The following is a 26,324-nucleotide window of genomic DNA, read 5'->3' on the forward strand; positions in this document are numbered from 1 at the left end:
TACATATAGGAGTATACAGCATATATATACCAAAAAATAAAGACTTTGTACAGAATTATTTAAAACCAGTACAATTTATGCCTCTAGGTACATTCATGTTTATAAAATCGCGACCGAAATTATTACTATAGGATTTTAAAATCAGTATCTTTTGTGTCTTTAGGTATATTCATGCCTATGGGTAATATCTCAAACATCAATTATGACGAACATCTTAGCAGGCGATAAGTAAAACTAACATTATATATGCTCTGTTACGAAAACATCCTGCTTCAATCGAGTGAGAGCAGAGTCTATTTTGACAGATACTTCTTTAGATGACACAGAGCAGGCAGAAAAAACTGTGGAGTCAATTTCATTTTCCACGTATCCGAAATACACAATCTCAAATCGAATCACATGAATGAGTCAAATAATTCTGATGTGTAAAATCAAATAGGCAAAAATATATCTCAATCTTGATATGAATAATATGTTTAGCTCAATTTTTATCTCAAATATCTTCCGCCAGATTTAGTTTGATTTAATACATGCAACTAAGTGGAAAATTTTATACCTAAATAAATATACGAACTCAACCATATCCTAAACATTAAGGACTGTGGAATGTAATAACATGCAATTAATTTATATAACCCAACCATGCAGGCTTTGTGCAAGTTAAAAGAAGCGAGAAGATAGGGTTGTGTGTTTTATTTAGTTTGTGTTTCTTGCTTTATGGATTCACTATACAGCTTAATAAATTAACAAATAGCTTGAAAATAAGTTAAATATCAGTGTAATATTCTCTAGAGACTCAAATAATTGAATATTATTCGTAATTTAAGCTGAAATTTTAGCATCTACTATGATTGAGTCGCCCAATTGTATATGTAATTTTTTATGCTCGGTTACATCGGTTGGAGTTACCTCAATTGAATTTTCAGCTTTAGTTACAGTTACCTGAAGTTAAAGGTGTAAAGTCTACCAAGTTTCGACAAAAATTCATTTCGATAACCACAGAAGATAGTGGTTTAGGGGTGTAATAAGGTTGCGATCGCGACTGCACATAGACGCAGATACGATGCAATTGACTATCAACCCAGCGAAATGAATAGCTTTTGCGTAGGTAAATGTATTTTTTACCCAATTAATTAGACTTGATACGAATTTACACTGAACCATAACTTAATTCATGGATTGGACGGAGCAAATGCAACTTCAGGATTTTTAGCGAAGGGACACTACCATTTCCTCTTACACAACTTAGGAGTATTCAAAATGGGTAAAACTTACTATGTTTCTGCCGAAATCGGTAATGATAATAATAACGGCTTAAGTGAAAACACTGCATTTAAAAGCCTACAAGTAGGAGCAGATCGTCTAAAAGCAGGCGATACACTCTACATCATGAACGGGACTTATACCCAGAGTGATCCCAGCAAAGACTTACTGTCAATTTGGAATAAAAGTGGCTCACCGGACAACTGGACAACCATCAAAGCGTACCCAGGACACACTCCTAAGTTGAAAGTCAAGGGAAGTCTTGGGATTAACGTCACCTCTTCATCTTACGTACGTATTGAAGGACTTGACATAGAAGGTAGTAAGGATGAGATTACATTAGAATATGCTCAAAAAGAGCAATACAATCCAAACAACTTTATTACCAATAGCTCTGGGATTAGAGTTAACGGTCGCTCTGACATGGGCTATTCTGACCACATTGTTATTAGTGGTAACAAATTCCATAATTTCACTGGTGCAGGTATTGCAGCTAACGATGCGGACTATCTCACAATTGAGAAAAACGTCGTCTCTGGCAATGCTTGGTATTCGTCCCATGGTACAAGTGGTATCAGTCTGATTTGGAACAGGAACTCAGACAATAACACTAGCGATTACAAGATGATTATTAAAGACAACATTGTCTACGATAATCAAAGTCTTATTCCATGGATCGGGTCAGGCAAAATTGGTGAGGGTCATGGTATTATACTTGACACATCAGATGGTACAGATAATCGTAGTCAACCCTATCAAGGAAAGACATTAGTAGCCAATAATACCGTTTACAACAATGGTGGCCATGCTATTGTAGCTTTCCAAAACTCCAATGTAGACATTGTCAACAATACTACTTACCAAAATTCTCGTAATTCATACACGAACGGAGAGATTGCAGCCCTACATTCTAAAAATGTGCGTGGCTACAACAACATTATGTATGCGAGACCTGATCGCAAAGCCAATTTAATTTGGGATTCAAAAAATGTGACGTTTGATTACAATCTGGCTTATAACTCCTCTCAATTCATGAGTTCAGATAATCCCAATGCAGGGAATTTGCAAAATATTTTGGGTTACGATCCACAATTTGTAGATCCTTCGCGGGGTAATTTTACACTCCAATCCACAAGTCCGGCGATTGATGTTGGTTCTAACATTTTTAATGGCGTCAGCACTTTGAAAACAGACCAACGCGGTAATAACCGTCCGCAAGATGGCGATGGTAACGGTAGTACCATTACTGATATTGGCGCTTTGGAAGTGGGAAGTAATTCAGCTTCTCCTCAAAATAGCCAAGTTATAGGTGTCAGTGATAGTACGACTCCTATTGTTGAGGAGACAGGTAATAACACTGTTGTTACAACTTCGGATGCAAATAGCAATCAAATTCTCCCTCCAGGATCAAATAATCAAGTTTCTGGCGATTTGGAAATCGACATTCTCACAGGACAACCTAGTGGAGATGGCTCTATCTATATCGTTAATAATCAACAACAGGGATTTTCCCAATCATCGGTGAATGGAGTCGATCCGATCACCAACTCTAATCCAAATCAAGGCGATCGCATCTGGTTCAACAATGATGGCACATTATCCACATCCACAACACAAGGAACCCAAAGAATATACGTATACGATGCAGGTTTGGTGACAGGGAACAATCTATCTGCTGCAATTCAAGCAGCTTATAACGATAAAGATCCACAAACCCAAGGTGATCAGGCATTAAATAACAACGAGAGTGTATTATTCCAATGGGAAGGTAGTACCTACTTGGCAATCAATGACCAGAATAAACCTTTTGATACCAATAATGATTTGCTGATCAACATGAATGGTGTGCAAATTCCAGGGAAAAATACAGCCACAGGTGTTTTGTGATTGCAAAAGCTATTTTTGCAATCAGGTAGGCTAATACCATTTCACGTTAATCGTGATACACATAAATAATGTAGAGACGCGATATATCGCGTCTCTACAAAAAAATATGTTTCACTTTTAAAAGAAATTGGTATAACAATACTACTCGGTTAACGTGAGTTCGATAGATTTCATGAGCCACAATCCCACCCTCAAATAATTTTACTTGTGGGCTTGCGGGCGATTCAATAGCCTAGTCTGATAATTCTAGTCGAACTCACGTTAATTCAAGATTTTGGTTTATAAGTTGAAGTCACATGTAATTCTTTGAGTTGCTTGACATCTACACCCGAAGGTGCATCTGTGAGTAAGCAACGCGCTTGCTGTGTCTTCGGAAACGCCATCACATCTCGAATAGATTCTTCTGCTGCTAACAACATCACTAATCTATCTAAGCCATAGGCAATACCGCCATGAGGTGGAGTACCATACTCAAAAGCTTCTAAGAGAAAACCAAACTTATTTTGTGCTTCTTCATGAGAAAGTCCGATCGCATCAAAAACTTGCTGTTGAATTTCCCGTTGGTAAATCCGCAAGCTACCACCACCAACTTCAAAACCATTGAATACTAAATCATAAGCTTGGGCGCGTGCTGTTTTCAAATCGTCTAAGTCATCAGGGTGGGGTGCAGTAAATGGGTGGTGGAGCGCTTCGAGGCGCTTTTCGTCTGCATTCCACTCAAACATCGGGAATTCTGTAATCCAAAGTAAATTGATTTTATCAGGATCAATTAATCCAAACTCTCTAGCAATAACTTGCCGTAATCTATCTAAGGTTTTATTAACAGTAGCACTATCCCCAGCCCCAAATAACAATAGATGACCGGGTTTTGCATCTGTGCGACGCAATATTTCCTGTTTTTGTTCCTCTGTAAGGTTATCTTTAATCGCCCCAATAGTGTCAATTTCTCCGTTATCTCTGACGCGGATGTAAGCTAAACCTTTAGCACCAGCTTCACTCGCTTCTTTGAATAAGTCACCACCTGGTTTGATGCGGACATTAGAAATGGCGTCATTACCGTTGGGAATAGGTAGGATTTTGACAATTCCCCCACTGGTGACAGCATCCCGAAAAACTTTGAAACCGCAGTCTTTGATCACATCAGAGACATTCACTAATTCCAATGCATAACGGGTGTCAGGCTTATCACTACCGTACCGTTCCATCGCCTCAGCGTAGGTAAGACGGGGAAAAGGATATTGTAACTCAATACCCTTAACCGTTTTGAAGATATAACCAACTAACTTTTCGTTGAGTTCGATAATTTCTTCTTGGGACATGAAACTCATTTCCATGTCCAATTGCGTGAATTCTGGTTGTCTGTCAGCACGCAAATCTTCATCGCGGAAGCAACGGGCTATTTGATAGTATCTGTCAAACCCAGACACCATCAATAACTGTTTAAATAATTGAGGAGATTGGGGTAAAGCAAACCACTCACCAGGGTTGACACGACTGGGAACTAAATAATCCCGCGCTCCTTCTGGGGTGGAACGGGTAAGTATAGGGGTTTCAACTTCCACAAAACCTTCTATATCTTCTAAATAGCGACGCATTGCTTTCACAACTTGATAGCGTAATTGCAGATTACGTGTCATTTGGGCGCGTCGCAAATCTAAGTAACGGTACTTCAACCGCAAGTCTTCTCGTACCGTATCTGTCTCGCTGCTAGAAACCTGAAAGGGTAATTGCTTACGAACAGCGTTGAGTAATTCTATATTCTCTGCGTAAATTTCAACTTCACCTGTAGGTATGCGGTTATTAAGAGACTCGTCTGGACGTTGCGATACCCTACCTGTGACTTTAATGACATACTCATTTCGTAAAGCATTCGCCTGTTCATAGGAATCCGGGGTACGTTGGGGATCACTGACAATTTGCACAATTCCAGAGCGATCGCGTAAATCTAAAAATATCACACCCCCATGATCGCGGCGACGGTCTACCCATCCGTATAAGGTGACAATTTCTCCAATATGTTGTGTTCGGAGTTCGCCGCAATAGTAAGTTCGCATAGTTGTTAGTTCTGAGTTACCAAGCTAGACAAATAAGTAAAAGTCAAACCTTTTAATTATCTAGCATCATTTGCAATTGTTGTGATTCCGGTTAAAAAAAGATGAAATTATTTAGCGAAATCAGGGGCAGGTTTTCCAACCCGCCCCTAAAGGGTAACAAATACTTAATATTATTGAGCAACTAGGCAAGCTAAGATTAAGAACGTGGAGTATTAAAGGCATCCCAAGCAGCTTTAGCAGCATCTTGGCAGCGAGAGCCGAATTCTTCTGCTTGTTTGAGGATTAAATGCCAGTTTTTCTCTGCTTCCTGCTGCAATACTAGCCAAGAATGTTCAATGCGATCGCGCTCAATCAGTTTCTCACCTTCAATTGCTTGGCGCGCTTGACGTACCGCATTGAGATAAGTTTCACGGGTGAGAGTCCCTGCGGATTCAGCCTCAGATTGGGCGCGTCTTCTGATGGCTTCAATTAATGCTTTTGTTTCGCCCTTAACTTCGTCAGTCTCACCAGCCATTTCCGTTTCCACTATTTCTTCGGTTTGAGAACTGACGCGCACAACAACCAAGTTTTCTTCATTGTTCGAGTTCATTTGTATCTCCTTATTGTGATACTGAATATCTGGGTGTGTAGGTTATTAGATTCAGGAGAATCAGCGCTCAGGGAACTTCAAAAAATAAATTACTCCACCTTTGCACCTAATACAATTTATTTCCCCCTGTCTCCCTTGTTTCTTGCAATTAAATACAGGACTTACGCAAAAATCGCCAAAAAGCTTTACTTATTAAACCGCCAAGACGCCTTAGACGCGCAAGCGGTTTGCGTAAGGTAGGAAGCCAAGAATCGGTAGAGTGTGCGTAAGTCCTAAAATAGTTCTTAATACCCAATCCCCAATCCCCGATCCCTAATTCCTTCTTGTTCCAATTTCAGTAATGCTTGCACTCGTGCTTCTGTGGATGGGTGACTAGAGAACAAATTACTCATAAACTGCCCTGAGAAAGCATTTGTAATTAATAGTGGCTCAAAAGCAGGGTTAGCATTAAGAGGTATTTGTCGCGCTGTCGCATCTAAACGTTGCAGCGCACGGGCTAAAGCACGGGGATTTCCTGTAATTCTGGCGGAACCTGCATCTGCTGAAAACTCTCGTGTCCGGGAAATAGCCAACTGAATAATTGTTGCTGCAAGTGGGGCAAGTATTACTGTTAATAATAACCCTAGAGGATTAGGCCCATTGCGATCGTCCCGTGAATAGGGCGAAAACCACAGCCCGTAACTCAGCATTTGAGCTAGGAAAGAAATCGCCCCTGCGATTGTTGCAGCAACCGCTTGGGTCAGGGTATCGCGGTTAGCAATGTGAGTGAGTTCGTGGGCAATTACACCCTCAAGTTCTTCTTCTGGTAATATCTGCAAAATACCTTCAGTGACGGCGACAGCTGAGTGTTGCGGATCACGGCCTGTTGCAAAGGCGTTGGCATTTTGAGAAGGAACAATATATATACTTGGCATTGGTAGATTTGCTCGTTGGGACAATCTTTCTACCAGTGCATATAGCCCAGGTGCTGCTTGGGGTGACACAGGTTGAGCGCCATAAGCAGCCAGAGCAATTTTATCAGATTGATACCATGAAAATAAATTGGTAACTGCTGCTAGAACAATACCGACTACTACGCCTGTGCTACCACCAATTATCCAATAACTAATCGTAATTAAAAGCCCGCTTAATAAAGCTAGTAAAGCGGCTGTCTTTACTTGATTAACCATACTTAATTTACTCTTGGCTACAACTACTAAACATTAGCTTGAGCCGCAATTTGATCTTATCGACCTCTACACAGATTTTTCAGGTAGAAATAGCGCCCCTTTTCTGTACGGTTTTCTCTCTTTATGTTAAAGAAAATCGAGTAATTTGGATTACAAGCAAATAGGAAACGCTTAACAGGGAAAAACGTAAAAATTTTGTTTTTAAATAAAACGCATCTATCAAAAGTAATAAATATATATAATTTTTTATAAAAATATCAAACTAGTGTGACATTTGGAATTAGCGATCGCCTAGTTTTGCAAAGTATCTTATGTTGTAATTGCGCTTTACTATATGGTGTCGGTAGAATTTCTAGAAACTAAATATTGGTCATTAACAATACTTTAAAAGTATAGTAGTCTATCACAGTAGTTTTGTAGGATGAAGCGGGAGAATATTCAAAGGTTGAGACAAAGGTTTCATAATATACCTAATCTGAGTAATTTTACGTTATCACACTGTTATTTTGTAAGGATAACCCCATGAGGGAAAGTACAAAAAGCATTGCAGTTTTACACAAAGTCGGAAAAACTTTGCACGAATTAGCAGAGTTTGTTTTCAATCCTTGGTTAAATAGTACATCTGTTCACCCATTAGAACGAAGAGTGCAAATTTTAGAACGACGCTTGTATCAGGGAATCGTAGAGAAAGAGGAGTTTCAAGACATAGTGATTCAGGATTTGCAACAACAGATAGACTGTTTGCAAGAAAGTACAAATTCTCGCTTAGAAAATATTATTCATTACGAACTCCGTAATCAAGTACTAGAAGTACTCAAAGAACAGACGCATATCATTAACCAAATCATCAAACCAGCTGTTGAAGATGTCATCTATGAGTTAGAGCATAAAAAGCAGTCTTCTCAACCTAATATCAATACTGCTGAAATTCAAAAAAGACAAGACAAACTTCGACAATCTTTAGCACATATTGAAGATTTGAATGCATCTATTCCCCATATAGAATCACAAAGAGTAGCTTGTATCGAAGCTGGACGATGGCTACTATCTCGGCGATTAGAATTAGCACAAGTAGTGACAAATAAACTCATGAGTCCACAGCATTCTCAAACAGAAGAATTTCGCCAAAATATTTGCAAATATATCAAATTACTTGGCTGTTGTATGGAAAATGAGATTGAACCACGTCTATTGTATAAAAAAGTTATTACTCACCAACAGCCATCAATTCAGATATATGTGAAAGCATTTCAAATCATCAAAACTAAATACATTAATGATTGGGAATCTTCACATCAAGTATCAACTCAAGCTGCGGAAGAATTAAGAAGTTATTTTAACTACTTGATTAAATATTTATCAACCAATTATCTTTGATGGTACAGAGCAAACAGATTATCTGTGAAACTAATCCACAATCTAAAATCCTCAAGCTCCTAGATTTATTTGTGGAGTCAATTCAAAATCTCAAATCCAAAATCCAAAATCGATTGACGGTGTCAGTCTGAATCAAGAGCATTTTTGATCTTAATCTCGATCGCAGCAACAACTCGTCGATGATCATTTTGTGCTTGCAATAAAAGATTGGCCTTATTCTCAATTAATTTACTCTTTTGCCAGCATTGCTCCTCATTTAATTGTATTGCTAGATTTTGTAACACCTGAATCATAGCTGTATTATGTTCCTGAACACGCTGGTCTAAAAATTGGTGTTTCATGGCAAGTTAAATTTCGCACATTACATTATTCTCTGGTTAAGCATGAAACCAGGAATATTAAGATTAAGAATTTAAAACTTACCAACCAACACATACTCAAAAAAAACCTCGGCGATTAACCGAGGAAGTTAGGAGAGATATATATCTTGATGGGAGATACCTATACCAAAATCAAAAACTTTTAGTTATATTTGTTTTTGTATATAAAGAAATATAACAATCTTGTTACAACATGTCAATATGACTTGACATTAAAAAGCTAATACCAGTTATTTATTTTCCTGGATGCTGTAGCAAGATTAAAATCAAGATGAAGAAACATTTCGTAGCTCAAGGACATGAAACGCATCGTCTTGGTAGCAGGGTTTGAATCTTTCAACGCCGACTTGTATCGCAAAGCGGCTTATCTGGCGATCGCTAGTTGTCCAGAGTTGGATATTAGAGTTTTTAGCGATCGCGACATTACCAGTAAGCGCCAAGAAGTAGAAGCAGCACTGAGTGGTGCTGACGTATTTTTTGGTAGCTTGCTGTTTGATTACGATCAGGTGTTGTGGTTGCGATCGCGCATTGCGAATATTCCCATCCGCCTTGTCTTTGAGTCTGCATTGGAATTGATGAGTTTTACTCAGTTGGGTGCGTTTGCGATTGGTGACAAACCCAAAGGTATGCCCAAACCTGTAAAATTTATCCTCGATAAATTCAGTCAAGGACGAGAAGAAGATAAATTAGCAGGTTACATCAGCTTCTTAAAAATCGGCCCGAAGCTGTTAAAATTCGTGCCAGTACAAAAAGTCCAAGATTTACGCAACTGGCTAATTATCTATGGTTACTGGAACGCAGGTGGGCCGGAAAACGTCGCAGCTTTATTTTGGACATTAGCAGAAAAATACTTGGGGTTAAAAGTTGGTGACATTCCCCCACCCATCGAAACCCCGAACATGGGATTGCTTCACCCCGATTATCAGGGATATTTTGAATCACCGCGTGAGTATTTGGAGTGGTATTGCAAATCTTATAGAGACGCGCCATGGCGCGTCTCTACAAAACCAGTAGTCGGAATTCTGCTTTATCGCAAGCATGTAATCACCAAACAACCCTACATTAATCAACTCATTCGCCGTTTTGATGCAGCTGGATTAATTCCTTTACCTATATTTATCAACGGTGTGGAAGGACATGTTGCGGTTCGTGATTGGATGACAAGTGATTACGAAATTCAGCAACGCCAGCAGGGTAACATCGAAACTCCATCTTTATCTGAAGAAGCAGTAAAAGTAGATGCGATCGTCTCGACGATTGGTTTTCCTTTGGTGGGTGGCCCTGCGGGTTCGATGGAAGCAGGACGCCAAGTAGAGGTAGCAAAACGCATTCTCAATGCTAAGAATGTTCCGTATATAGTTGCTGCACCTCTTTTAATTCAAGATATTTATTCTTGGACACGCCAAGGTATAGGAGGTCTACAAAGTGTAGTTTTATACGCTTTGCCAGAATTAGATGGAGCGATCGACGTTGTTCCTCTTGGCGGTTTGGTGGGAGAAAATATCTATTTGGTTCCCGAACGAGTACAACGTTTAATTGGCAGAATCAAAAACTGGATTCATCTGCGACAAACTTCAGCATCTGCCAGAAAAATTGCCATTATTCTGTATGGATTTCCGCCCGGTTACGGTGCAGTAGGAACTGCTGCATTGTTGAATGTACCTCGTAGTCTTCTGAAATTTCTAGAAGCACTTCAAGACCAAGGTTACAACGTCGGAAATTTGCCAGTTGATGGAGAAGAGTTAATTCAGCAAGTCAAAGAAGCGGATGAAGCTTTTGATGAGATGGAGAGAGATAGACGCGGTGATGGGAATAGAGAAACTTTCCCCGCGTCCCCGCGTCAGAATGTCCCCGCCTCTGTTAATGCTAAAACTCTGGAAAAATGGTTGGGATATCTCCGCACTTCCCGGATAGAAAAGCAATGGAAATCTCTTACGGGTACTGGGATTAAAACCTATGGGGATGAATTCCATATTGGCGGTGTGCAATTAGGAAATATTTGGATTGGTGTCCAACCACCCTTGGGAATACAAGGTGATCCGATGCGGTTAATGTTTGAGCGAGATTTAACACCTCATCCTCAGTATGCTGCTTTCTATAAATGGTTGCAAAATGATTTCCAGGCTGATGCTGTAGTTCATTTTGGAATGCATGGTACGGTGGAATGGTTGCCTGGTTCACCTTTGGGTAATACGGGTTATTCTTGGTCAGATATTTTGCTAGGAGATTTGCCCAATCTATATATATATGCAGCAAATAACCCTTCAGAATCGATTTTGGCGAAGCGTCGTGGTTATGGGGTGTTAATTTCTCACAATGTACCGCCCTATGGTCGTGCGGGTTTGTATAAAGAATTGGTGATTTTACGGGATTTAATCGCGGAATATCGTGAAGATCCACAGAAGAATTATGCTCTCAAGGAAGGGATTTGTAAAAAGGTTGTTGATACTGGTTTAGATGCAGATTGTCCGTTTGAGGATGCGAAGCGTTTGGGAATTCCTTTTACGCCAGAGAATGTGCGGATGTTTAGCGCTCATGCTTTTAATGATTATTTGGTGAAGTTGTACGAGTATTTGCAAGTTTTGGAGAGTAGGTTGTTTTCTTCTGGGTTGCATACTTTGGGGGAAGCGCCGGATGAGGAGGAGATGGGGGCGTATTTGGAGGCGTATTTTGGGAACGAACCGCCAAGGCGCCTTAGACGCGCAGCGGCTTCCCGTAGGGTAGGACGCCAAGAGGAGGAGTTACAGATTAGAGATTTATTAGAAAAAAGTACTGATGAGTTGACGAATCTTTTACGGGGTTTGAATGGGGAGTATATTCCGCCTGCGCCTGGTGGTGATTTGTTGCGGGATGGGCCTGGTGTGTTACCGACGGGAAGGAATATTCATGCTTTAGACCCTTATAGAATGCCATCTGTGGCGGCGTATGAGAGGGGAAGGGAAATCGCTCAACAGATTATTGCCCAGCATTTGCAGGAACATGGTAAGTATCCGGAGACTGTGGCGGTGATGTTGTGGGGTTTGGATGCGATTAAAACTAAGGGTGAGTCTCTGGGGATTCTTTTGGAGTTGGTAGGAGCGGAACCTGTGAAGGAGGGGACGGGGCGAATTGTGCGTTATGAGTTAAAGGCTTTGGCGCAGGTTGGACATCCTCGGATTGATGTGTTGGGGAATTTGTCGGGGATTTTCCGCGATAGTTTTGTGAATGTGATTGAATTGTTGGATGATTTGTTTCAACGAGCGGCTGAGGTTGAGGAACCGGAAGACCAGAATTTTATTAGAAAACATGCTTTGGCTTTGAAAGCGCAGGGTGTGGAGAATGTATCGGCTAGGTTATTTTCTAATCCGGCGGGTGATTTTGGTTCAATGGTAAATGAGCGTGTGACTGATGGTAGTTGGGAATCTGGGGAGGAGTTGGGAAATACTTGGCAAAGTCGCAATGTGTTTAGTTATGGTAGACAAGACCGGGGTCAAGCAAGACCGGAAGTGTTAACACAGTTGTTAAAAACGAGCGATCGCATTGTGCAGGAAATTGATTCGGTAGAATATGGTTTAACCGATATTCAGGAATATTATGCCAATACGGGCGGCTTGAAAAAGGCAGCTGAAAAAATTGGTGGGAAGAAAGTAACTGCTAGTTTTGTAGAAAGTTTCTCGAAAGATACCACACCCCGCAAGCTGGATGATTTGTTACGGATGGAGTATCGCACGAAGTTGCTAAACCCCAAATGGGCGGAAGCGATGGTCAATCAAGGTTCTGGTGGTGCTTTTGAAGTTTCTCAACGGATGACGGCATTAATTGGTTGGGGCGGTACTACAGATTTTACTGACGATTGGGTATACGATCAGGCAGCAGATACTTATGCTTTAGACCCAGAAATGGCAGAAAAATTGCGAAAAGCCAACCCGGAAGCTTTTAAAAATATAGTGGGTAGGATGTTGGAAGCCCACGGACGAGGTTTTTGGCAAGCTGGTGAGGATAAGTTACAAAAGTTACGAGATTTGTATGAATTGACAGATGAAGAGTTAGAAGGAGTGACGGTTTAAGTTCCAAAGTACTTGAGTAGAGGTGCTTGTTTATTGCATAGTAGTTAAACAATCATCTCTTGCACAGATATAAAGGCGCTAAGAAATATCTAGCGCCTTTCTTAAAATTAATTGAGTTGAGTTGAAATCCATGACATCTGAGCTATCAGCTATTCAATGGGTAATTGAGCGCAGCAAAATCATTGATATCATTGTAGGTATCGCAAATGCAATCGATGATAAAAACTGGCACAAACTCCGCAAATATTTAGCAGACGAGATTTATATTGATTATTCGGAATCTCGAGGAGGATTGCCACAACAAATCAAGGCAGAAGCATTTGTACAACAGCGAGTAGAGGGACTGGCTGGGTTAAAGACTCTGCATATCAGTACTAATCATGAGGTAGCAGTCAACAAGGACTATGCACAGTGTCGATCAGCGTATTGTATTTATCGATTTGACTCTACCTGTGAACCAGGGCAAGACCGACTTGATACAGCAGGAAATTACGAGCATCAGTTAATTAAAGTCGATGGAGAGTGGCGAGTTAGCGCGATTAAGCAAACTGTGGTGATTATAAGTGGTAATCGTCGAATACACAGAGGGCTGCGCGACTCATAATCGTGTTAAAAATGTACAAATTACTGTAGAGACGTTGCAGTGCAACGTCTCTACATGCCCAAAATGGTGAGGAAAAATCTATCTGGGTCTATTAGTGGTCGATTTCTAAAACATATACTTGTTTTGACATACTTCCTTGTCCTAAAGTCCAAGGATTCCTTAACGCTTCATTGGGTTGTGCTACCGAAATAGTCTTATCATCCCTCGACGTTCGTTTAAAGTCTCCCAATGCCTTATGGCGGCTATCCAAATTCTACCACAATAGTCGAAAAGCCGTCCTTCTAGGATGGGGCTTGTATCCCATTATTTTCGGTCATCAATCCAAAATCTAATAATCCAAAATCGAATGACAATAGCTGGAGTAAAAATCATATTAGTAGAACCAGCGGGCCCTTTGAATGTGGGGTCTGTAGCGCGGGTAATGAAAAACTTTGGACTAAATCAGCTGGTGTTGGTAAATCCCCAATGTGATCCTTGGGGAACAGAAGCTAGACAGATGGCGGTTCATGCCCAAGATATTTTAGATGCGGCTGTATTAGTTGAGACATTACCCGCTGCTTTGCAAGGATGTAAAAGAGCGATCGCCACAACTGGTGTTGTTCATGATTGGGATGCACCTCTAGAAAATCCCCAGACAGTATTACCCTGGTTATTAGAAGAGATTGGGCAACCCGCAGCCTTGATTTTTGGTAGAGAAGACCGGGGGTTAAGTAATCAAGAATTAAATTATGCCCAGCGATTTATCCGTATTTCCACTAGTTATAGTTATTCTTCGCTTAATTTAGCTACAGCTGTAGCAATTTGTTGTTATGAGTTGTCACTAAGTCACAACACAGGTAAAGAAGACAGGGGGGAATTCTCGGTGTCTCCCTCTCTCCACATCACCGACTCCGAAATTGCATCTATAGAAATTGTGGAAGGATACTATCAGCAATTAGAATCACTACTGCTGAAAATAGGTTATTTACATCCTCATACAGCAGTTAGCCGTATGGAAAAGTTTCGCCAACTTTATAACCGCACTCAATTGCAAAAGCATGAGGTTGCTATGTTACGAGGAATCTTGCGACAAGTAGAATGGGCGATCTCAAGTCACAAAAATCATGAAAAATTGTGACTTTTAGTTAGTAAATACGTAATTACCCCACAATTGGTAATTATGGCTTAAACTAAACACAAAAACATGACCAAAATGGAGGAAAATACACCAAGTTAGTATTTCCAAGGAAATTAGTGTCTATATATACTTACGTGTTAGCAAAATTTGGGGGCAAATTTTGATTTGAAATCGACAGAAAAATCACCTCTGTCTTTCGTTGTAGCGATTAAAGATATACTTCGCTCGACTTAGTTAAACTTCCTTCACTAATTGCTAGATTATACACTTTACTATCACCATCATTTATTTTATGGAAACCAGAACAAATTTACCCGGTTTCTCACGATCTCAGCCAGGGAACGGACACCAAAAGCCTATCCGTAAAGTGCAGAAATTGGGAAAAAGTCCAGCCAAAGTATCTAGTCAACAACAACGTCCCCCTCAAACTGCGACAAAGCTGACACGTGTCAAAGCTACTCCTAGTGCTACTCCTGTTGGTGTAGCGAAAAAGCGACCAGGTGTAGTAGTCTCAGCCGCTGTGAAACCTTTACCTGCAAAACCAGGACAAATTCCACCCTACAAGCCAAGTAATACTAAAGTAAAAACTGTACGATCGCGTAAGCAAGCATTACCAAAAAAAGTTAAAACATCGCGAAAAACAAGGTTAAAGCCAATGGCTAGGACCATGCTATACGCTTTGCGATTATTAATAGTTGGAATTGGGATTGGTGCGATCGTCGGAACTGTATTATCAGTCCTAGACCCTGCTAATCAGATGACTACAACACAGACATCACCTGACAAGTCAGAACAAGCACAGATTCAAGCTGTCCCCACTCCTACACCAGCGGCTGTTTTATCTTTATCGCAGGAAATTACTTCCTTAAAAACTACTGTGCAAAGCTTGGCGTCTGCTAACCCAAATCTCACACCAGGAGTATTCGTAGTTGATTTAGAAAATGGTAGTTATGTAGATATCAATGCTTCTGCTAGTTTCCCCTCAGCCAGCACAATTAAAATCCCAATTTTAGTAGCTTTTTTCCAGGATGTTGATACAGGTAAAATCCGCCTGGATGAAATGCTGACTATGGAAAAAGAAATGATGGTTGGTGGTTCTGGAGATATGCGGTATAAACCAGCCGGAACCCAATTTAAGGCGCTGGAAGTCGCGAATAAAATGATGACAATCAGCGATAATACAGCAACCAATATGTTAATAGCCCGGATGGGTGGTATTGAAGCTTTAAATCAGCGTTTTCGGAATTGGGGTTTAAATACTACAGTCATTCGCAATCAATTACCTGACTTAGATGGGACAAATACAACTAGTCCCAAAGAGTTGGGAAATTTGATGGCGATGGTCAGTCAAGGTAACTTGTTGAATATGACATCACGCGATCGCATCCTGGGAATTATGCGTAATACTGTCAGAAACCAACTGTTACCAACAGGGTTAGGACAAGGTGCAACTATTGCCCACAAAACCGGTGACATTGGCACTATGTTAGCAGATGCTGGTCTGGTAGACCTTCCTACTGGCAAACGCTACATAGTTGCTGTCATGGTAAAACGTCCTAATAACGATCCTAGTGCGGAAAAACTCATTGGTTCGATCTCAAAGGCTGCTTACCAACAATTTACCCAAACAACCCCCACCGTCCAAACTCCTGCACCGACTCCTACACCAACTGCTGCACCTAGTATCACTCCCAACCCAACCCCGACTAATAGATCTCAGCCACAGGTGACGATTCCGACTGCGCCAATACCAACAATTACTCAACCTCCAACCAATTATCAGCCATACCCAGTGTTCACTCCGCCTTTACCTAACACTCTAGGTAGTCCTCTACCTCCAACAGGTTATCCGCAGTATCAACCACCAGTGATGAATCAGCCGCCGTATTATTATACTTACCCCTCTTATCAAAGGTAATTGGTCATGGCATCTACTATACCGACGATTCAATTTTTTAATGGTGTTTATGAAGAATTAGGTAACGTTAGCTTGCGACGTGGTCGTTCTGGTAAACGCATTATTTTGATGATCTTTAACCAGTTGAAAGCCTTAGAGGGATTCAATAGCTTCACAAAACAACCCTTAAACTCTATGCTACTAAGCGACGAAGAAGGCGAAATCAAGATCACACCTTCGTCTGTACAATTTATTTTTGGTGGTGCAGAGGGGGACGAGTTGCAGAGAGTAGAATGCAAACTGGAAATTGAACAAGACGACCATTGGGAAAGATTTTTGAGATTTATGCATCGTTATGCTGAGGTAAATGGTATGGCCTATGGTGAATCCCCACTCACTGAAACTTAGCAAAAATGAAAGAGGTTTTTTCTCTTACACCCTTACACCCTCTTTCAACTCAGTGGGTTTTTTGCTCTCAACAGTGTAAACATTTTGCAGTAGAATGAGTCCTTTAGAGAGAGGAGGGCAAAAAGTGACTAGGGTCATCATAGTGCGTCATGGTCAAAGCACGTATAATACGGAAAAGCGTATTCAAGGGCGCACCGATGCGTCTACATTAACTGAAAAAGGTTGTAACGATGCCAGTTTAGTTGGTAAAGCCCTCAGTAATATTTCATTTAATGCAATTTATAGTAGTCCTTTACAGCGAGCCAAAGAAACAGCACAAATAATTTGGCGATCGCTAGAAAATAATTCTGATCAGTCTATTGTTCCTCAAACTTCTGATTTACTGCTAGAAGTTGATTTACCCTTGTGGGAAAAAATGCTTGTAGCAGAAGTGAAGCAGAAATTTCCTGAAGAGTACCGCATTTGGAAGCAATCACCCGATCAACTACAGATGCTTGTTCCAGATAGTCAGGGGAATAGCCGAAAACATAATCCGATTTTATCTTTGTACGAACAAGCACGGCAATTTTGGCAAGAAATTCTGTCCCGTCATCAAGGGCAAACTATATTAATTGTAGGACATAACGGAATTAATCGAGCTTTAATCAGCACAGCGTTGGGAATTTCTCCATTTCGCTACCATTCTCTCCAGCAATCTAACTGCAACATCAGCGTCCTTAACTTTGCGGGTGGTTTGGGAGATGCAGTCCAGCTAGAATCTATGAATCAAACGCAACACTTGGGAGATATTCTCCCTTCTTTGCGACCAAACCATCAAGGTGTGCGTTTGTTACTGATTCGTCATGGCGAAACCGAGTGGAACCGCCAAGGGAAATTTCAAGGTCAAATTGATGTTCCTCTCAATGATAATGGTAGGCTACAAGCACAAAAAGCTGCCTCATTTCTCAAAGATGTAGAACTTGATTTTGCCATCACAAGCTCGATGCTGCGTCCGAAGGAAACAGCTGAAATTATCTTAAATAATCACCAGAGTATTAAGTTAGAATTGCTAGATGGTTTGAGAGAAATTAGTCACGGACTTTGGGAAGGAAAATTAGAATCAGAAATTGAACAAGAATTTCCCGGAGAGTTGCAGCGCTGGCGAACAGTACCAGATAAAGTACAAATGCCCGCAGGAGAAAATTTACAACAGGTATGGGAACGCAGTGTGGCAACTTGGCAGTCTGTAGTAGAAACCGCATTGACAAACCAACTCCAAACTGGCATAGTCGTTGCTCATGATGCTACTAATAAAACTCTGCTTTGCCATGTTCTAGGTTTATCAGCAGATAATTTCTGGAATTTCCGTCAGGGTAATGGTGCAGTCAGTGTCATTGATTACCCTTCAGGCTTGAATGGTTTACCAGTGTTGCAAGCAATGAATATTACCACTCACTTGAGTGGCGGGGTGCTAGATAAAACCGCAGCAGGGGCGTTGTAAGAGCAAGTCCTAGTTATGATATGACAAGTGAATTATTACAACAAGTACGGATTATTGACCCGGTTTCTGGCACTGATCAAGTAGGTGATGTGCTAATTAATGCTGGTTATATTAAAACAGTAGCTAATAGTATTTCTGATGTAGCATCAGACACTCACATCCGAGATTGCCGTGGATTAGTCTTAGGAACAGGGTTGATAGATTTGTATAGCCACTCCGGAGAACCGGGATTTGAAGAACGAGAAACTCTGTCTTCTTTACTACAAGCAGCTGCGGCTGGTGGCTTTACCAGAATTAGCATTTTACCCGACACATCGCCCGTTGTAGATAACCCGGCGGTGGTGGCGCAGTTTTGGGAGAAGATGCGGGGATACCGGAGACAAGGGGGACAAGGAGGATACGGGGGATACGGGGGACAAGGGGGACAAGGGGGACAAGGAAGCAATTTTTCTCCCTTGTCTCCCCAGTCTCCCTTGTCTCCCCAGTCTCCCTTGTCTCCTACTCTTCCCCAACTCAACGTCTGGGGTGCGATCACTCTGGATATTGGTGGTAAGCAAATGACAGAGTTGGCAGATTTAGCGGCGGTAGGGGTAGTCGGTTTTGCTGATGGTCAACCTTTGGAAAATACAGCATTGGTACGGCGAGTATTAGAATATCTCCAGCCCTTGGAAAAGCCTGTGGCGTTTTGGTGTTGCGATCGCCAACTCAAGTCTAATGGAGTCATGCGTGAAGGTCCAGACTCGCTACGGTTTGGTTTACCAGGAAATCCAGCGGCTTCAGAAACCTCTGCGATCGCCACTTTGATCGAATTGGTAGTTGCAACCGGAACACCAGTACATATTATGCGGGTTTCCACTGCCCGCAGCGTCGAATTGATCGCATCAGCAAAAAAGCAAGGCTTACCGATTACCGCTAGCACCACTTGGGTGCATATTTTACTTGACACGGAAGCACTTAAAAGTTATAGTACAAACTTACATTTAGAGCCGCCGTTGGGTAATCCGAATGATTTATTGGCATTACGGCAGGCAGTACGCACAGGAATTATAGATGCGATCGCTATTGATCACGCTCCCTACACCTACGAAGAAAAAACAGTAGCATTTGCCGAAGCACCACCGGGAGCCATAGGTTTAGAATTAGCACTACCTTTGTTGTGGCAACATTTGGTAGAAACTGGTGAATTTAGCGCCCTAGAATTGTGGCAAGCATTGAGTCATCGTCCAGCGGAATGTTTAAAACAGAACTTGAATGCGATCGCTCCTGGAGAGAAAGCAGAATTAACACTATTTGATCCCCAGAAAAGCTGGAAAGTGGATGGACAAAGTCTCCGCACTCTCTCGCAAAATACGTCTTGGTTGGGACAACAGTTGATCGGTAGGGTAGTGAAAATTTGGGTACCTTAGGCCAAGGGAGTGTTACCCCTCCTTACATTTTTGGTAAAAACTACTATAATTACTGAAACAAGACAACCACTTGTAAAATAAAGCTACGCCTAACTGTGTTTACAACTGCACTTATTCAACGAGATCAAACCCAACCGGGTGCATTACCATTAGATTTATTTGCGGCGATCGCAAGGTTAAAAAAAGAATTGAATGCGGTAATCCTGGCTCATTATTATCAAGATCCAGATATTCAAGATATTGCAGATTTTATTGGCGATTCTCTCCAACTTTCTAAAGCAGCAGCTGACACCAATGCTGATGTGATCGTCTTTGCTGGCGTTCACTTCATGGCTGAAACAGCGAAGATTCTCAATCCCGATAAAATGGTGCTGTTACCAGATTTAGACGCAGGTTGTTCTTTAGCAGATACCTGTCCTCCAAAAGAGTTTGCAGAATTTAAAGCAGCACATCCCGGACATTTAGTAATTTCTTATATAAATTGCTCTGCTGAAATTAAAGCAATGAGCGATATTATTTGTACGAGTTCCAATGCTGTCAAAATTGTGCAGCAGATACCCAAAGATGTACCGATCATTTTTGCACCAGATCGGAATTTGGGACGATATGTCATGGAACAGACTGGCCGAAATCTAGTGTTATGGCAAGGTAGCTGTATTGTCCATGAAACTTTTTCAGAAAAGAAAATCGTCCAATTGAAGATAGCACATCCAGAAGCAGAAGCGATCGCACACCCAGAATGTGAACCTGCTGTTTTGCGTCATGCTAGTTTCATCGGTTCTACAGCAGCTTTACTTAAATATTGTCAACAAAGCCCAACTCAAGAATTTATTGTCGCTACGGAACCGGGAATTATTCACCAGATGCAGAAAGCTGCACCTCACAAGAATTTTATTCCTGCGCCACCAATTAATAATTGTAATTGTAATGAATGTCCGTTTATGCGGTTGAATACTTTGGAAAAATTGTATTTGGCTATGAAAAATCGTGCGCCGGAAATAACGATGTCTGAAAAGATACGATTGGCAGCCTTGCGTCCGATTCAACGGATGTTAGAGATGAGTGTTTAGTTAGGTATTGGGTAGAGATGCGATCGCTCGCATCTCTATATAATTTTTTGGGTATGGGCTTTTGTTTAGCTCTACCCAATCTGTTTACTATGGCTGTAGCGACTCAGTATCAGGTTTTGCTAATAATCTTGCATTGTTATATGCCATATCCAAAGTCAGAATTGTTTCACCTGAGTAAACATCATTAGTTCTATTAATAACAAGAGCTACATCTGCCTTTGATGAACTAGTCATGCAAAGTGGAAGAAGAAGTTGGAGTTGACCTAATGTAGCTTTTTTATCCCAAAAAAACTGAGGAACTGCTGCCTTATAATTACGTCTCAGCATCAAAATTAATTATGATTGTTTTAGTTTCGGTAAATTTTATTCTAGGATCTCTTATATGTAATATCACTTAACAGAAAAACTAAAATTTACTCTTCTCCGCTTCTTTCTGCGCCGCTTCACTATATTTCTTATACAATTTCGTCCGAATTTGTGCTTCTTGATAACGACTATGGCTAGGTGGAACATTACCCATTAACTCAGAAGCTCTTTGCCAGTCAGCTGCTATTTCTAACCATTGAGTTGAGGTTTTTGCTATTTTACCTGCATCGGAAGCTTGGTTAGCAATGCGTACTGCTATTACAAATGAGTCTTCTGAGTTTGGAGATTTTTGTATTGGGATTAAAGATTTTGCTGTTTCTGGTATGAAGGGATTTTGTAATTTACCATTTAACACTGCATAAATCACTGAGCTTAATAAGAGTAAAAATAAACTTAAACTTAAAGAAAATAATAACTGGCTCCAAGCAGAATAATTAGTTTTCTTGTTAATTGGTATTGGCTGATAAAATTGGATTTTATGGAAATTTAGTTTGTCTGACTCAGATTTTTGCTCTTGGTAATTCTTAATTAATTGCTGAAAAACATTAGGCTGTTCTAAGATAATTTCTTCTGACCACAACAGTTGCTTTTCTGGATCACGAATAATTTCTTCTAACCATAACAATTGTTGTTCTTGAACAAGGCGACTGCTAATATTGACTCTACCAATATTACGGGGTTTGATTGACTCCAGAATTTGCTGAATTCGTTTCACTAAAGTGGATTGCTCTAGTTTATCTAGTGTGGAAGCCTCACATAGAATTTGCAATACACCATCATGATAAATTGCTCTGGTTCTCACGCCAGAATTTGCTAATTTTTCATTTAACACTTGGATAATCGCAGCAACGCTACCCTGACGTGCTTGCCAAGCGATATCATTGGTTCTGTTTAGCATCATGTGAAAGTGCGATCGCTTTTCAGCCTAAGTTATAACCGACAAATCAGTGAAAACATATTTGGACTTGTGCTGGATACAACAAAGCCTGTTTTTGATTGTATGAGTAAAAACACTAGCTTGCCACATGTAGCCTAAAAATTGAAAATTTATTTTTTCCCACTAATCGCCACTCTACTGGCGTGTCAAGGCTATCTGGTGCGTTTTCCTCCGCGATCCAATACTGCAAGGTCTAGGATTTTTCGTCATATTTTTGGGGTTGTAGACGCGATATATCGCGTCTCTACATGATTTAAACGTCAATTGATTTACATTATCCGAGTAGTATTGCTCCGCGATCCTCTGCGTTTAAAACTCTTGCACAAACTCGGTCAAGAACCTAAACGCCTTCACTACGTAACTAGCACATTCTTTGGGAGAAGTATTGTAAAACGATCGCCACGCACTTCCTTTATCTTCATCATAGCGATCGCCTCTTTCTGGATGTCCATCCAACCATGCTAGTCTGACAGCATGACCGATTAATATATCTAAGACTATATATTCTTCGATTTGCAAGTCGGGGTTATTGGATGCGATCGCAGCTAATTCCATTAATGTTTCGATATTGACTTGGCGATATTCGGGGGCCTCTATTTTATTTAACAGATGTTCTACTTGCAGGGCAAAGTTCTTTTCCCCGGCTGTCATTTCGGAAATCATCTCTTTACTTTCTAAGCGGTTGCGACGTTCTAATTTATCGCCAATTACCAAACCCTTACAATGATGCATTAACAGCCAAACTTGTTTAAAAAAGTCTTTAGGTGTGCGTCCTGTCGCACCTTCAGCTTGACGAAACCGTCGCCAACCACCCGGTTGAACTTCGATGTCCTCGAAAACTATTGGTTGTACCACCCACTCAATATCGCTTTCTTTTTGTTTGACGTGCAAAGACTCTTGCTGACGTAATAGCTTACTCATGTCTGAATACTCGCCTAATACCTGGCTTAACCGAGTTTTGACTTCAAATGGTGAAAGTTGCATCAAAGTTTCGTAGGCTTCATCTTGAGTCAGTTTCAACTCTTGTGCAAGTTCGCTGGTAAGCAACAAAATTAGATAACCTACTCTGAGGGTGAGTAGTCCTTTAAATAATTGTGGTTCTGACTTGATTAGGGTACTCAGATAAATGAGGATTTCTTGAGTTAAAACGCGATCGCGTATATCTTCGCGACAAAAATGATTGATTTTCTCGACAATTTCGTTATGGGAAAGGGGTACAGTCATCAATGAAGCTTCACTGTAAGCTTTACCAACTGCTATTTGCTTACCACGGACGATGATACTGGTAACTACGTCTGATAAAGCAATATACGCCATTTGCCGCAACCCTGCTGCACGCCGTACAACCGCCCACATCCCTAATTGTGCGGCTTTGGTGTAAACTTCATCTAGTAAATCTCCGACTGTGACAAGATTTCCTGGCCCGCCAAAACCTGTATTAAAATCTAGTCCTTGCAAACGTGTCAGCGTCTGCAACAATTCTATTTGTTCGTAAATATTTTCTGAGGAACGCAAGTAACCAAGCAATAACCCAAAGTTGGTTTCGTACTCTACTTGGAATTCTTGAATATGTCCCAAAGGCCAATTTTTATCTGGATGTAGTGCTAAATAAACGCAGCGGGGTTTGGCATCTTTGACGGAAGACAGGCTAAATTTAAACTCTGGCAGAAAATCAATTCGTTCGATCGCTGCTGTCAACATCAACTGATTCAGCCGTCCTAATTTTACCTGCACACCGTTACAAATACCATCTTTGAGTTCTTGCATGAGGTTTAGTAGCGCCTCGGAACCAGTTTCTAACATTGTGCGTGTCAACATTAAAGTCAGAATCGGACGCCCTAAATCACTCCAATATTTTTGAATATAAGCAAGTTCACTGCGTAATTGCGCGATCAAAAAATGATAATCCAGAGTTAAATAGAATTGCTGAGGATCTAAAAATGAAGGTAAAAATACAACTGTTTCACTACCAATACGAAAAATTCTTGATGTAGTTAAACTACGAGGACGACGGGGTGGACGTCCAGTTAAACCGAGTTTGTCACTACGTCCAATTTGAGCATAAATATTGATAAAATCATCAGCTTGGCGGATTTGAATTGGTTCTACTTGCTTGGGTGTTTGGGTTTCAATTCCGTAAACTTCTAGTTCTGCTTGTAAATCTTCATCTTCTGCCAATAAAGCAATTTGTACTAGAGGTTCTCGGTGTTTATCCATGCGTAAGTGTCGCCCCAAGGGATCAATATCTCCCACGGCAATTAATTTTTCACTGAGCATTTGACCGAGATAATATAAACTCTGCGCCCATACTAAAGGTACATTTTCATTAGGTAAACGTGGCTGAGTGGATGGTGTTTGTTTTTCTGCTTCGACCAATTCTGCACTCACATAATAAAGTTCTGGTAATAAACCCAAGCCATCTTTTTCTACAACTAAAAATTCTAAACGTTCTTGATAATATTTCGCTTGCTCTTCGTTGCCACAAAATAACCCATCTAAAAATAAATAGGTGAAAAATAAAGGCCATTCACATTCAATATTTTCAAATTGTTTCAGTTCCCACGGTTCATAGTGCAGACGTTTGTTATCTTCCAAAACAGTTTGGTGTCCGTCGCGTAAAAAACGCTTGCAACCGTATTTACCTTCGAGTTTTGTAATAATATCGTTCCGGGTGCGATCGCGTAATTGTATATCTTCAACTGCAAACGCCGGAAAACTAATCACACTCAAAAGTGCTGCATCTATTTCTTTAGAAGCAGATTCTCTTGGTAGTAGAGATTCAAGAGTAATTCTGGCACGCGCAATTTCATCTGGTAGTACATGAATTACTGATGCTTGACTACCACATACACCGAATAAATCTAGTCCATCAATTGCTTCTAAAGCAGCTTTCGCCATACCAATAGAACTAGCATTTAATTCTGCATTACCATGATTTATTTTATTGCCTCTTTCCCAAATTCCATAATCAGGTGTGCGATAAGCCCTACCAATGTAGTAAACCAAATTTTGGACAAAGTTGACTTCATCAAGAGTAAAAATAATCTGCAATCCTGAAGAAGTCATCTGTGCCAAAATCAACAAAAAAATTGATGTTGCATCTAGTTGTAAATGTCCCCATTCTTCATCACCAACAACAATATCTCCTGTAGCCGTATTGTATTTGGCATGTAAAGCATCTAAAGGTGACTGAGTATGTTTAAATTTTTCTACTTTGTGCGCCTGTCGCATCATCGCAAACAACAAACCCCGCATTAATTTGACGACGCTGTGTTCTAACTCATAGGCGCGTCCTTTGTCTTCATCAACCTTGCGGTACGCTAGCGCTAACCCCCAAACAGCCAAAATACTATAAACATTATCACGTACCCAAGCATCAGTGTAATCACCATGAGCAGTGATTGCTGTACTTGCAGGTAATAAACCAGTAATTGGATTTTGCCGTGCTAAGATTATTGTCTTGATTTGCTGATAATAATTCTCTAGACGTTGTGGCAATTTGGAAGCTTTTTTCATGTTGAATTAAACAGTAGATTCTGGAAAATAACCCTGTGACTTTGTATTTAATTATCTCAGCAAAATTTTATTTTGCTGTAATTTAATAGAACTTATGCAAAAACCTCTCAAACTCTTATTTCTCCGTGTACTCTGCGTCCTCTGCGGTTCATTTTTCCGTTACCTGTGCGTAAGTCCTGTTTAAGACTAATATTATATAGCAACATTAAATTATTTGTAAAATTCCTTTTTCTCTCCTTATTTGTATCCTTTGCAATTTGTTGATAAAAAACATTATTCTCTGCAATATATCAAAATAATTATTAATTAATTAACTATTAATAATGATGCCTAATTTAACAAAATTATGATTTTTTCAAATTTTGATATATAGCCGTCTTCTATAGACTATGAAAATAATCTTTTTTAACGAACCAGATAGACGATTTTAGATTATTTTTTCGGTTCAAGCCTCACCCCTTGTGGAGGGAACATACAATCATCAATCCAAAATCGCAAATCTAAAATCTAAAATCGGTTGGCTGCCAGCTTTCAGTGGAATTGCAGTAGTAATTGCTACTAGTAAAACTAATAGTGTCAGTTAGGATTGTTGAATTTTTGCCGATGAATACCTTGAAAATACCTTGCAATAATCACTAATTCTCAAGGAGTAATTGTTTTAACTTCGTAAAGTTGAAAAATTAATCCTGAGAGAAGCTTGACACATTTGCTAACAGTAGTAGAATCTACTCAAAGTAATCAAAAAATCAGGGTAGCTA

17 protein-coding genes are annotated in these 26,324 nt (G+C 40.4%); 10 read left to right on the forward strand and 7 right to left on the reverse strand.

Going from position 1 to position 26,324, the window contains the following annotated elements:
- Positions 1 to 1,260: 1,260 nt before the first annotated feature.
- On the forward strand, positions 1,261 to 3,150 hold the full coding sequence (locus tag B4U84_RS22530) for a bluetail domain-containing putative surface protein (RefSeq protein ID WP_131120627.1): 1,890 nt from the start codon (positions 1,261 to 1,263) through the stop codon (positions 3,148 to 3,150).
- A gap of 266 nt (positions 3,151 to 3,416) precedes the next feature.
- On the opposite strand, the gene aspS is transcribed toward B4U84_RS22530, so the two are convergent.
- From aspS to B4U84_RS22545, 3 genes are all read right to left on the reverse strand, one after another.
- Entirely contained in the window at positions 3,417 to 5,204 is a 1,788-nt protein-coding gene (gene aspS, locus B4U84_RS22535; protein WP_131120628.1) for an aspartate--tRNA ligase, read from the reverse strand.
- Between the two features lie 196 nt (positions 5,205 to 5,400).
- Positions 5,401 to 5,799 carry a hypothetical protein gene (locus B4U84_RS22540; protein WP_131120629.1) on the reverse strand — a complete coding sequence of 133 codons (399 nt, stop codon included), beginning with the start codon at positions 5,797 to 5,799 and terminating at the stop codon, positions 5,401 to 5,403.
- Between the two features lie 278 nt (positions 5,800 to 6,077).
- Positions 6,078 to 6,962: a zinc metalloprotease HtpX gene (locus B4U84_RS22545; RefSeq protein ID WP_131120630.1), complete on the reverse strand. Its 885-nt coding sequence runs from the start codon at positions 6,960 to 6,962 to the stop codon at positions 6,078 to 6,080.
- Positions 6,963 to 7,484: 522 nt separating this feature from the next.
- Between B4U84_RS22545 and B4U84_RS22550 the strand changes: the two genes are divergently transcribed.
- Positions 7,485 to 8,339 (forward strand): globin family protein, encoded by an 855-nt coding sequence (locus B4U84_RS22550; protein WP_131120631.1) that lies wholly within the window; start codon positions 7,485 to 7,487, stop codon positions 8,337 to 8,339.
- A 122-nt stretch (positions 8,340 to 8,461) separates the two neighbouring features.
- On the opposite strand, the gene B4U84_RS22555 is transcribed toward B4U84_RS22550, so the two are convergent.
- Positions 8,462 to 8,680, reverse strand: coding sequence for a hypothetical protein (locus B4U84_RS22555; protein WP_131120632.1), 219 nt, complete (start codon positions 8,678 to 8,680; stop codon positions 8,462 to 8,464).
- 338 nt (positions 8,681 to 9,018) lie between these two features.
- Here B4U84_RS22555 and bchH point away from each other — a divergent pair, with 338 nt between their 5' ends.
- From bchH to nadA, 8 genes are all read left to right on the forward strand, one after another.
- A complete protein-coding gene (gene bchH, locus B4U84_RS22560) occupies positions 9,019 to 12,765 on the forward strand; it encodes a magnesium chelatase subunit H (RefSeq protein ID WP_131120633.1) in 3,747 nt (1,248 codons plus the stop codon).
- Positions 12,766 to 12,895: 130 nt separating this feature from the next.
- Positions 12,896 to 13,369 (forward strand): nuclear transport factor 2 family protein, encoded by a 474-nt coding sequence (locus tag B4U84_RS22565; protein ID WP_131120634.1) that lies wholly within the window; start codon positions 12,896 to 12,898, stop codon positions 13,367 to 13,369.
- Positions 13,370 to 13,715: 346 nt separating this feature from the next.
- On the forward strand, positions 13,716 to 14,486 hold the full coding sequence (locus B4U84_RS22570) for an RNA methyltransferase (protein WP_131120635.1): 771 nt from the start codon (positions 13,716 to 13,718) through the stop codon (positions 14,484 to 14,486).
- Positions 14,487 to 14,778: 292 nt separating this feature from the next.
- The gene (locus tag B4U84_RS22575) at positions 14,779 to 16,404 is read left to right on the forward strand and encodes a serine hydrolase (RefSeq protein WP_131120636.1); all 1,626 of its coding nucleotides are present in this window, start codon (positions 14,779 to 14,781) and stop codon (positions 16,402 to 16,404) included.
- A 6-nt stretch (positions 16,405 to 16,410) separates the two neighbouring features.
- Positions 16,411 to 16,791 (forward strand): photosystem II reaction center protein Psb28, encoded by a 381-nt coding sequence (psb28, locus tag B4U84_RS22580; RefSeq protein WP_017311406.1) that lies wholly within the window; start codon positions 16,411 to 16,413, stop codon positions 16,789 to 16,791.
- A gap of 124 nt (positions 16,792 to 16,915) precedes the next feature.
- On the forward strand, positions 16,916 to 18,271 hold the full coding sequence (locus B4U84_RS22585) for a histidine phosphatase family protein (RefSeq protein WP_131120637.1): 1,356 nt from the start codon (positions 16,916 to 16,918) through the stop codon (positions 18,269 to 18,271).
- A gap of 20 nt (positions 18,272 to 18,291) precedes the next feature.
- A complete protein-coding gene (locus B4U84_RS22590; protein WP_131120638.1) occupies positions 18,292 to 19,677 on the forward strand; it encodes a dihydroorotase in 1,386 nt (461 codons plus the stop codon).
- A gap of 95 nt (positions 19,678 to 19,772) precedes the next feature.
- The gene (gene nadA, locus B4U84_RS22595) at positions 19,773 to 20,747 is read left to right on the forward strand and encodes a quinolinate synthase NadA (protein ID WP_131120639.1); all 975 of its coding nucleotides are present in this window, start codon (positions 19,773 to 19,775) and stop codon (positions 20,745 to 20,747) included.
- Positions 20,748 to 20,834: 87 nt separating this feature from the next.
- On the opposite strand, the gene B4U84_RS22600 is transcribed toward nadA, so the two are convergent.
- The 3 genes from B4U84_RS22600 to B4U84_RS22610 all read right to left on the reverse strand — a co-directional run bounded on the left by B4U84_RS22600 (position 20,835) and on the right by B4U84_RS22610 (position 25,566).
- A complete protein-coding gene (locus B4U84_RS22600; RefSeq protein ID WP_131120640.1) occupies positions 20,835 to 21,074 on the reverse strand; it encodes a DUF3825 domain-containing protein in 240 nt (79 codons plus the stop codon).
- A gap of 79 nt (positions 21,075 to 21,153) precedes the next feature.
- Positions 21,154 to 22,011 carry a hypothetical protein gene (locus B4U84_RS22605; protein WP_131121037.1) on the reverse strand — a complete coding sequence of 286 codons (858 nt, stop codon included), beginning with the start codon at positions 22,009 to 22,011 and terminating at the stop codon, positions 21,154 to 21,156.
- A 348-nt stretch (positions 22,012 to 22,359) separates the two neighbouring features.
- Positions 22,360 to 25,566, reverse strand: coding sequence for a glycoside hydrolase family 15 protein (locus B4U84_RS22610; protein ID WP_131120641.1), 3,207 nt, complete (start codon positions 25,564 to 25,566; stop codon positions 22,360 to 22,362).
- Positions 25,567 to 26,324 lie beyond the last annotated feature (758 nt).

The organism is Westiellopsis prolifica IICB1, from assembly GCF_004323185.1.
Classification (GTDB): domain Bacteria; phylum Cyanobacteriota; class Cyanobacteriia; order Cyanobacteriales; family Nostocaceae; genus Pelatocladus; species Pelatocladus prolificus_A.

Bases quoted from the DNA above. Each gene is read 5' to 3' on its own strand.
- B4U84_RS22550 (WP_131120631.1), top strand. From the start codon at position 7,485: ATGAGGGAAAGTACAAAAAGCATTGCAGTTTTACACAAAGTCGGAAAA.
- B4U84_RS22605 (WP_131121037.1), bottom strand. From the start codon at position 22,011: ATGCTAAACAGAACCAATGATATCGCTTGGCAAGCACGTCAGGGTAGC.
- bchH (WP_131120633.1), top strand. From the start codon at position 9,019: ATGAAACGCATCGTCTTGGTAGCAGGGTTTGAATCTTTCAACGCCGAC.
- B4U84_RS22610 (WP_131120641.1), bottom strand. From the start codon at position 25,566: ATGAAAAAAGCTTCCAAATTGCCACAACGTCTAGAGAATTATTATCAG.
- B4U84_RS22555 (WP_131120632.1), bottom strand. From the start codon at position 8,680: ATGAAACACCAATTTTTAGACCAGCGTGTTCAGGAACATAATACAGCT.
- B4U84_RS22530 (WP_131120627.1), top strand. From the start codon at position 1,261: ATGGGTAAAACTTACTATGTTTCTGCCGAAATCGGTAATGATAATAAT.
- aspS (WP_131120628.1), bottom strand. From the start codon at position 5,204: ATGCGAACTTACTATTGCGGCGAACTCCGAACACAACATATTGGAGAA.
- B4U84_RS22545 (WP_131120630.1), bottom strand. From the start codon at position 6,962: ATGGTTAATCAAGTAAAGACAGCCGCTTTACTAGCTTTATTAAGCGGG.
- B4U84_RS22600 (WP_131120640.1), bottom strand. From the start codon at position 21,074: ATGCTGAGACGTAATTATAAGGCAGCAGTTCCTCAGTTTTTTTGGGAT.
- B4U84_RS22590 (WP_131120638.1), top strand. From the start codon at position 18,292: ATGACAAGTGAATTATTACAACAAGTACGGATTATTGACCCGGTTTCT.
- B4U84_RS22565 (WP_131120634.1), top strand. From the start codon at position 12,896: ATGACATCTGAGCTATCAGCTATTCAATGGGTAATTGAGCGCAGCAAA.
- psb28 (WP_017311406.1), top strand. From the start codon at position 16,411: ATGGCATCTACTATACCGACGATTCAATTTTTTAATGGTGTTTATGAA.
- B4U84_RS22575 (WP_131120636.1), top strand. From the start codon at position 14,779: ATGGAAACCAGAACAAATTTACCCGGTTTCTCACGATCTCAGCCAGGG.
- B4U84_RS22570 (WP_131120635.1), top strand. From the start codon at position 13,716: ATGACAATAGCTGGAGTAAAAATCATATTAGTAGAACCAGCGGGCCCT.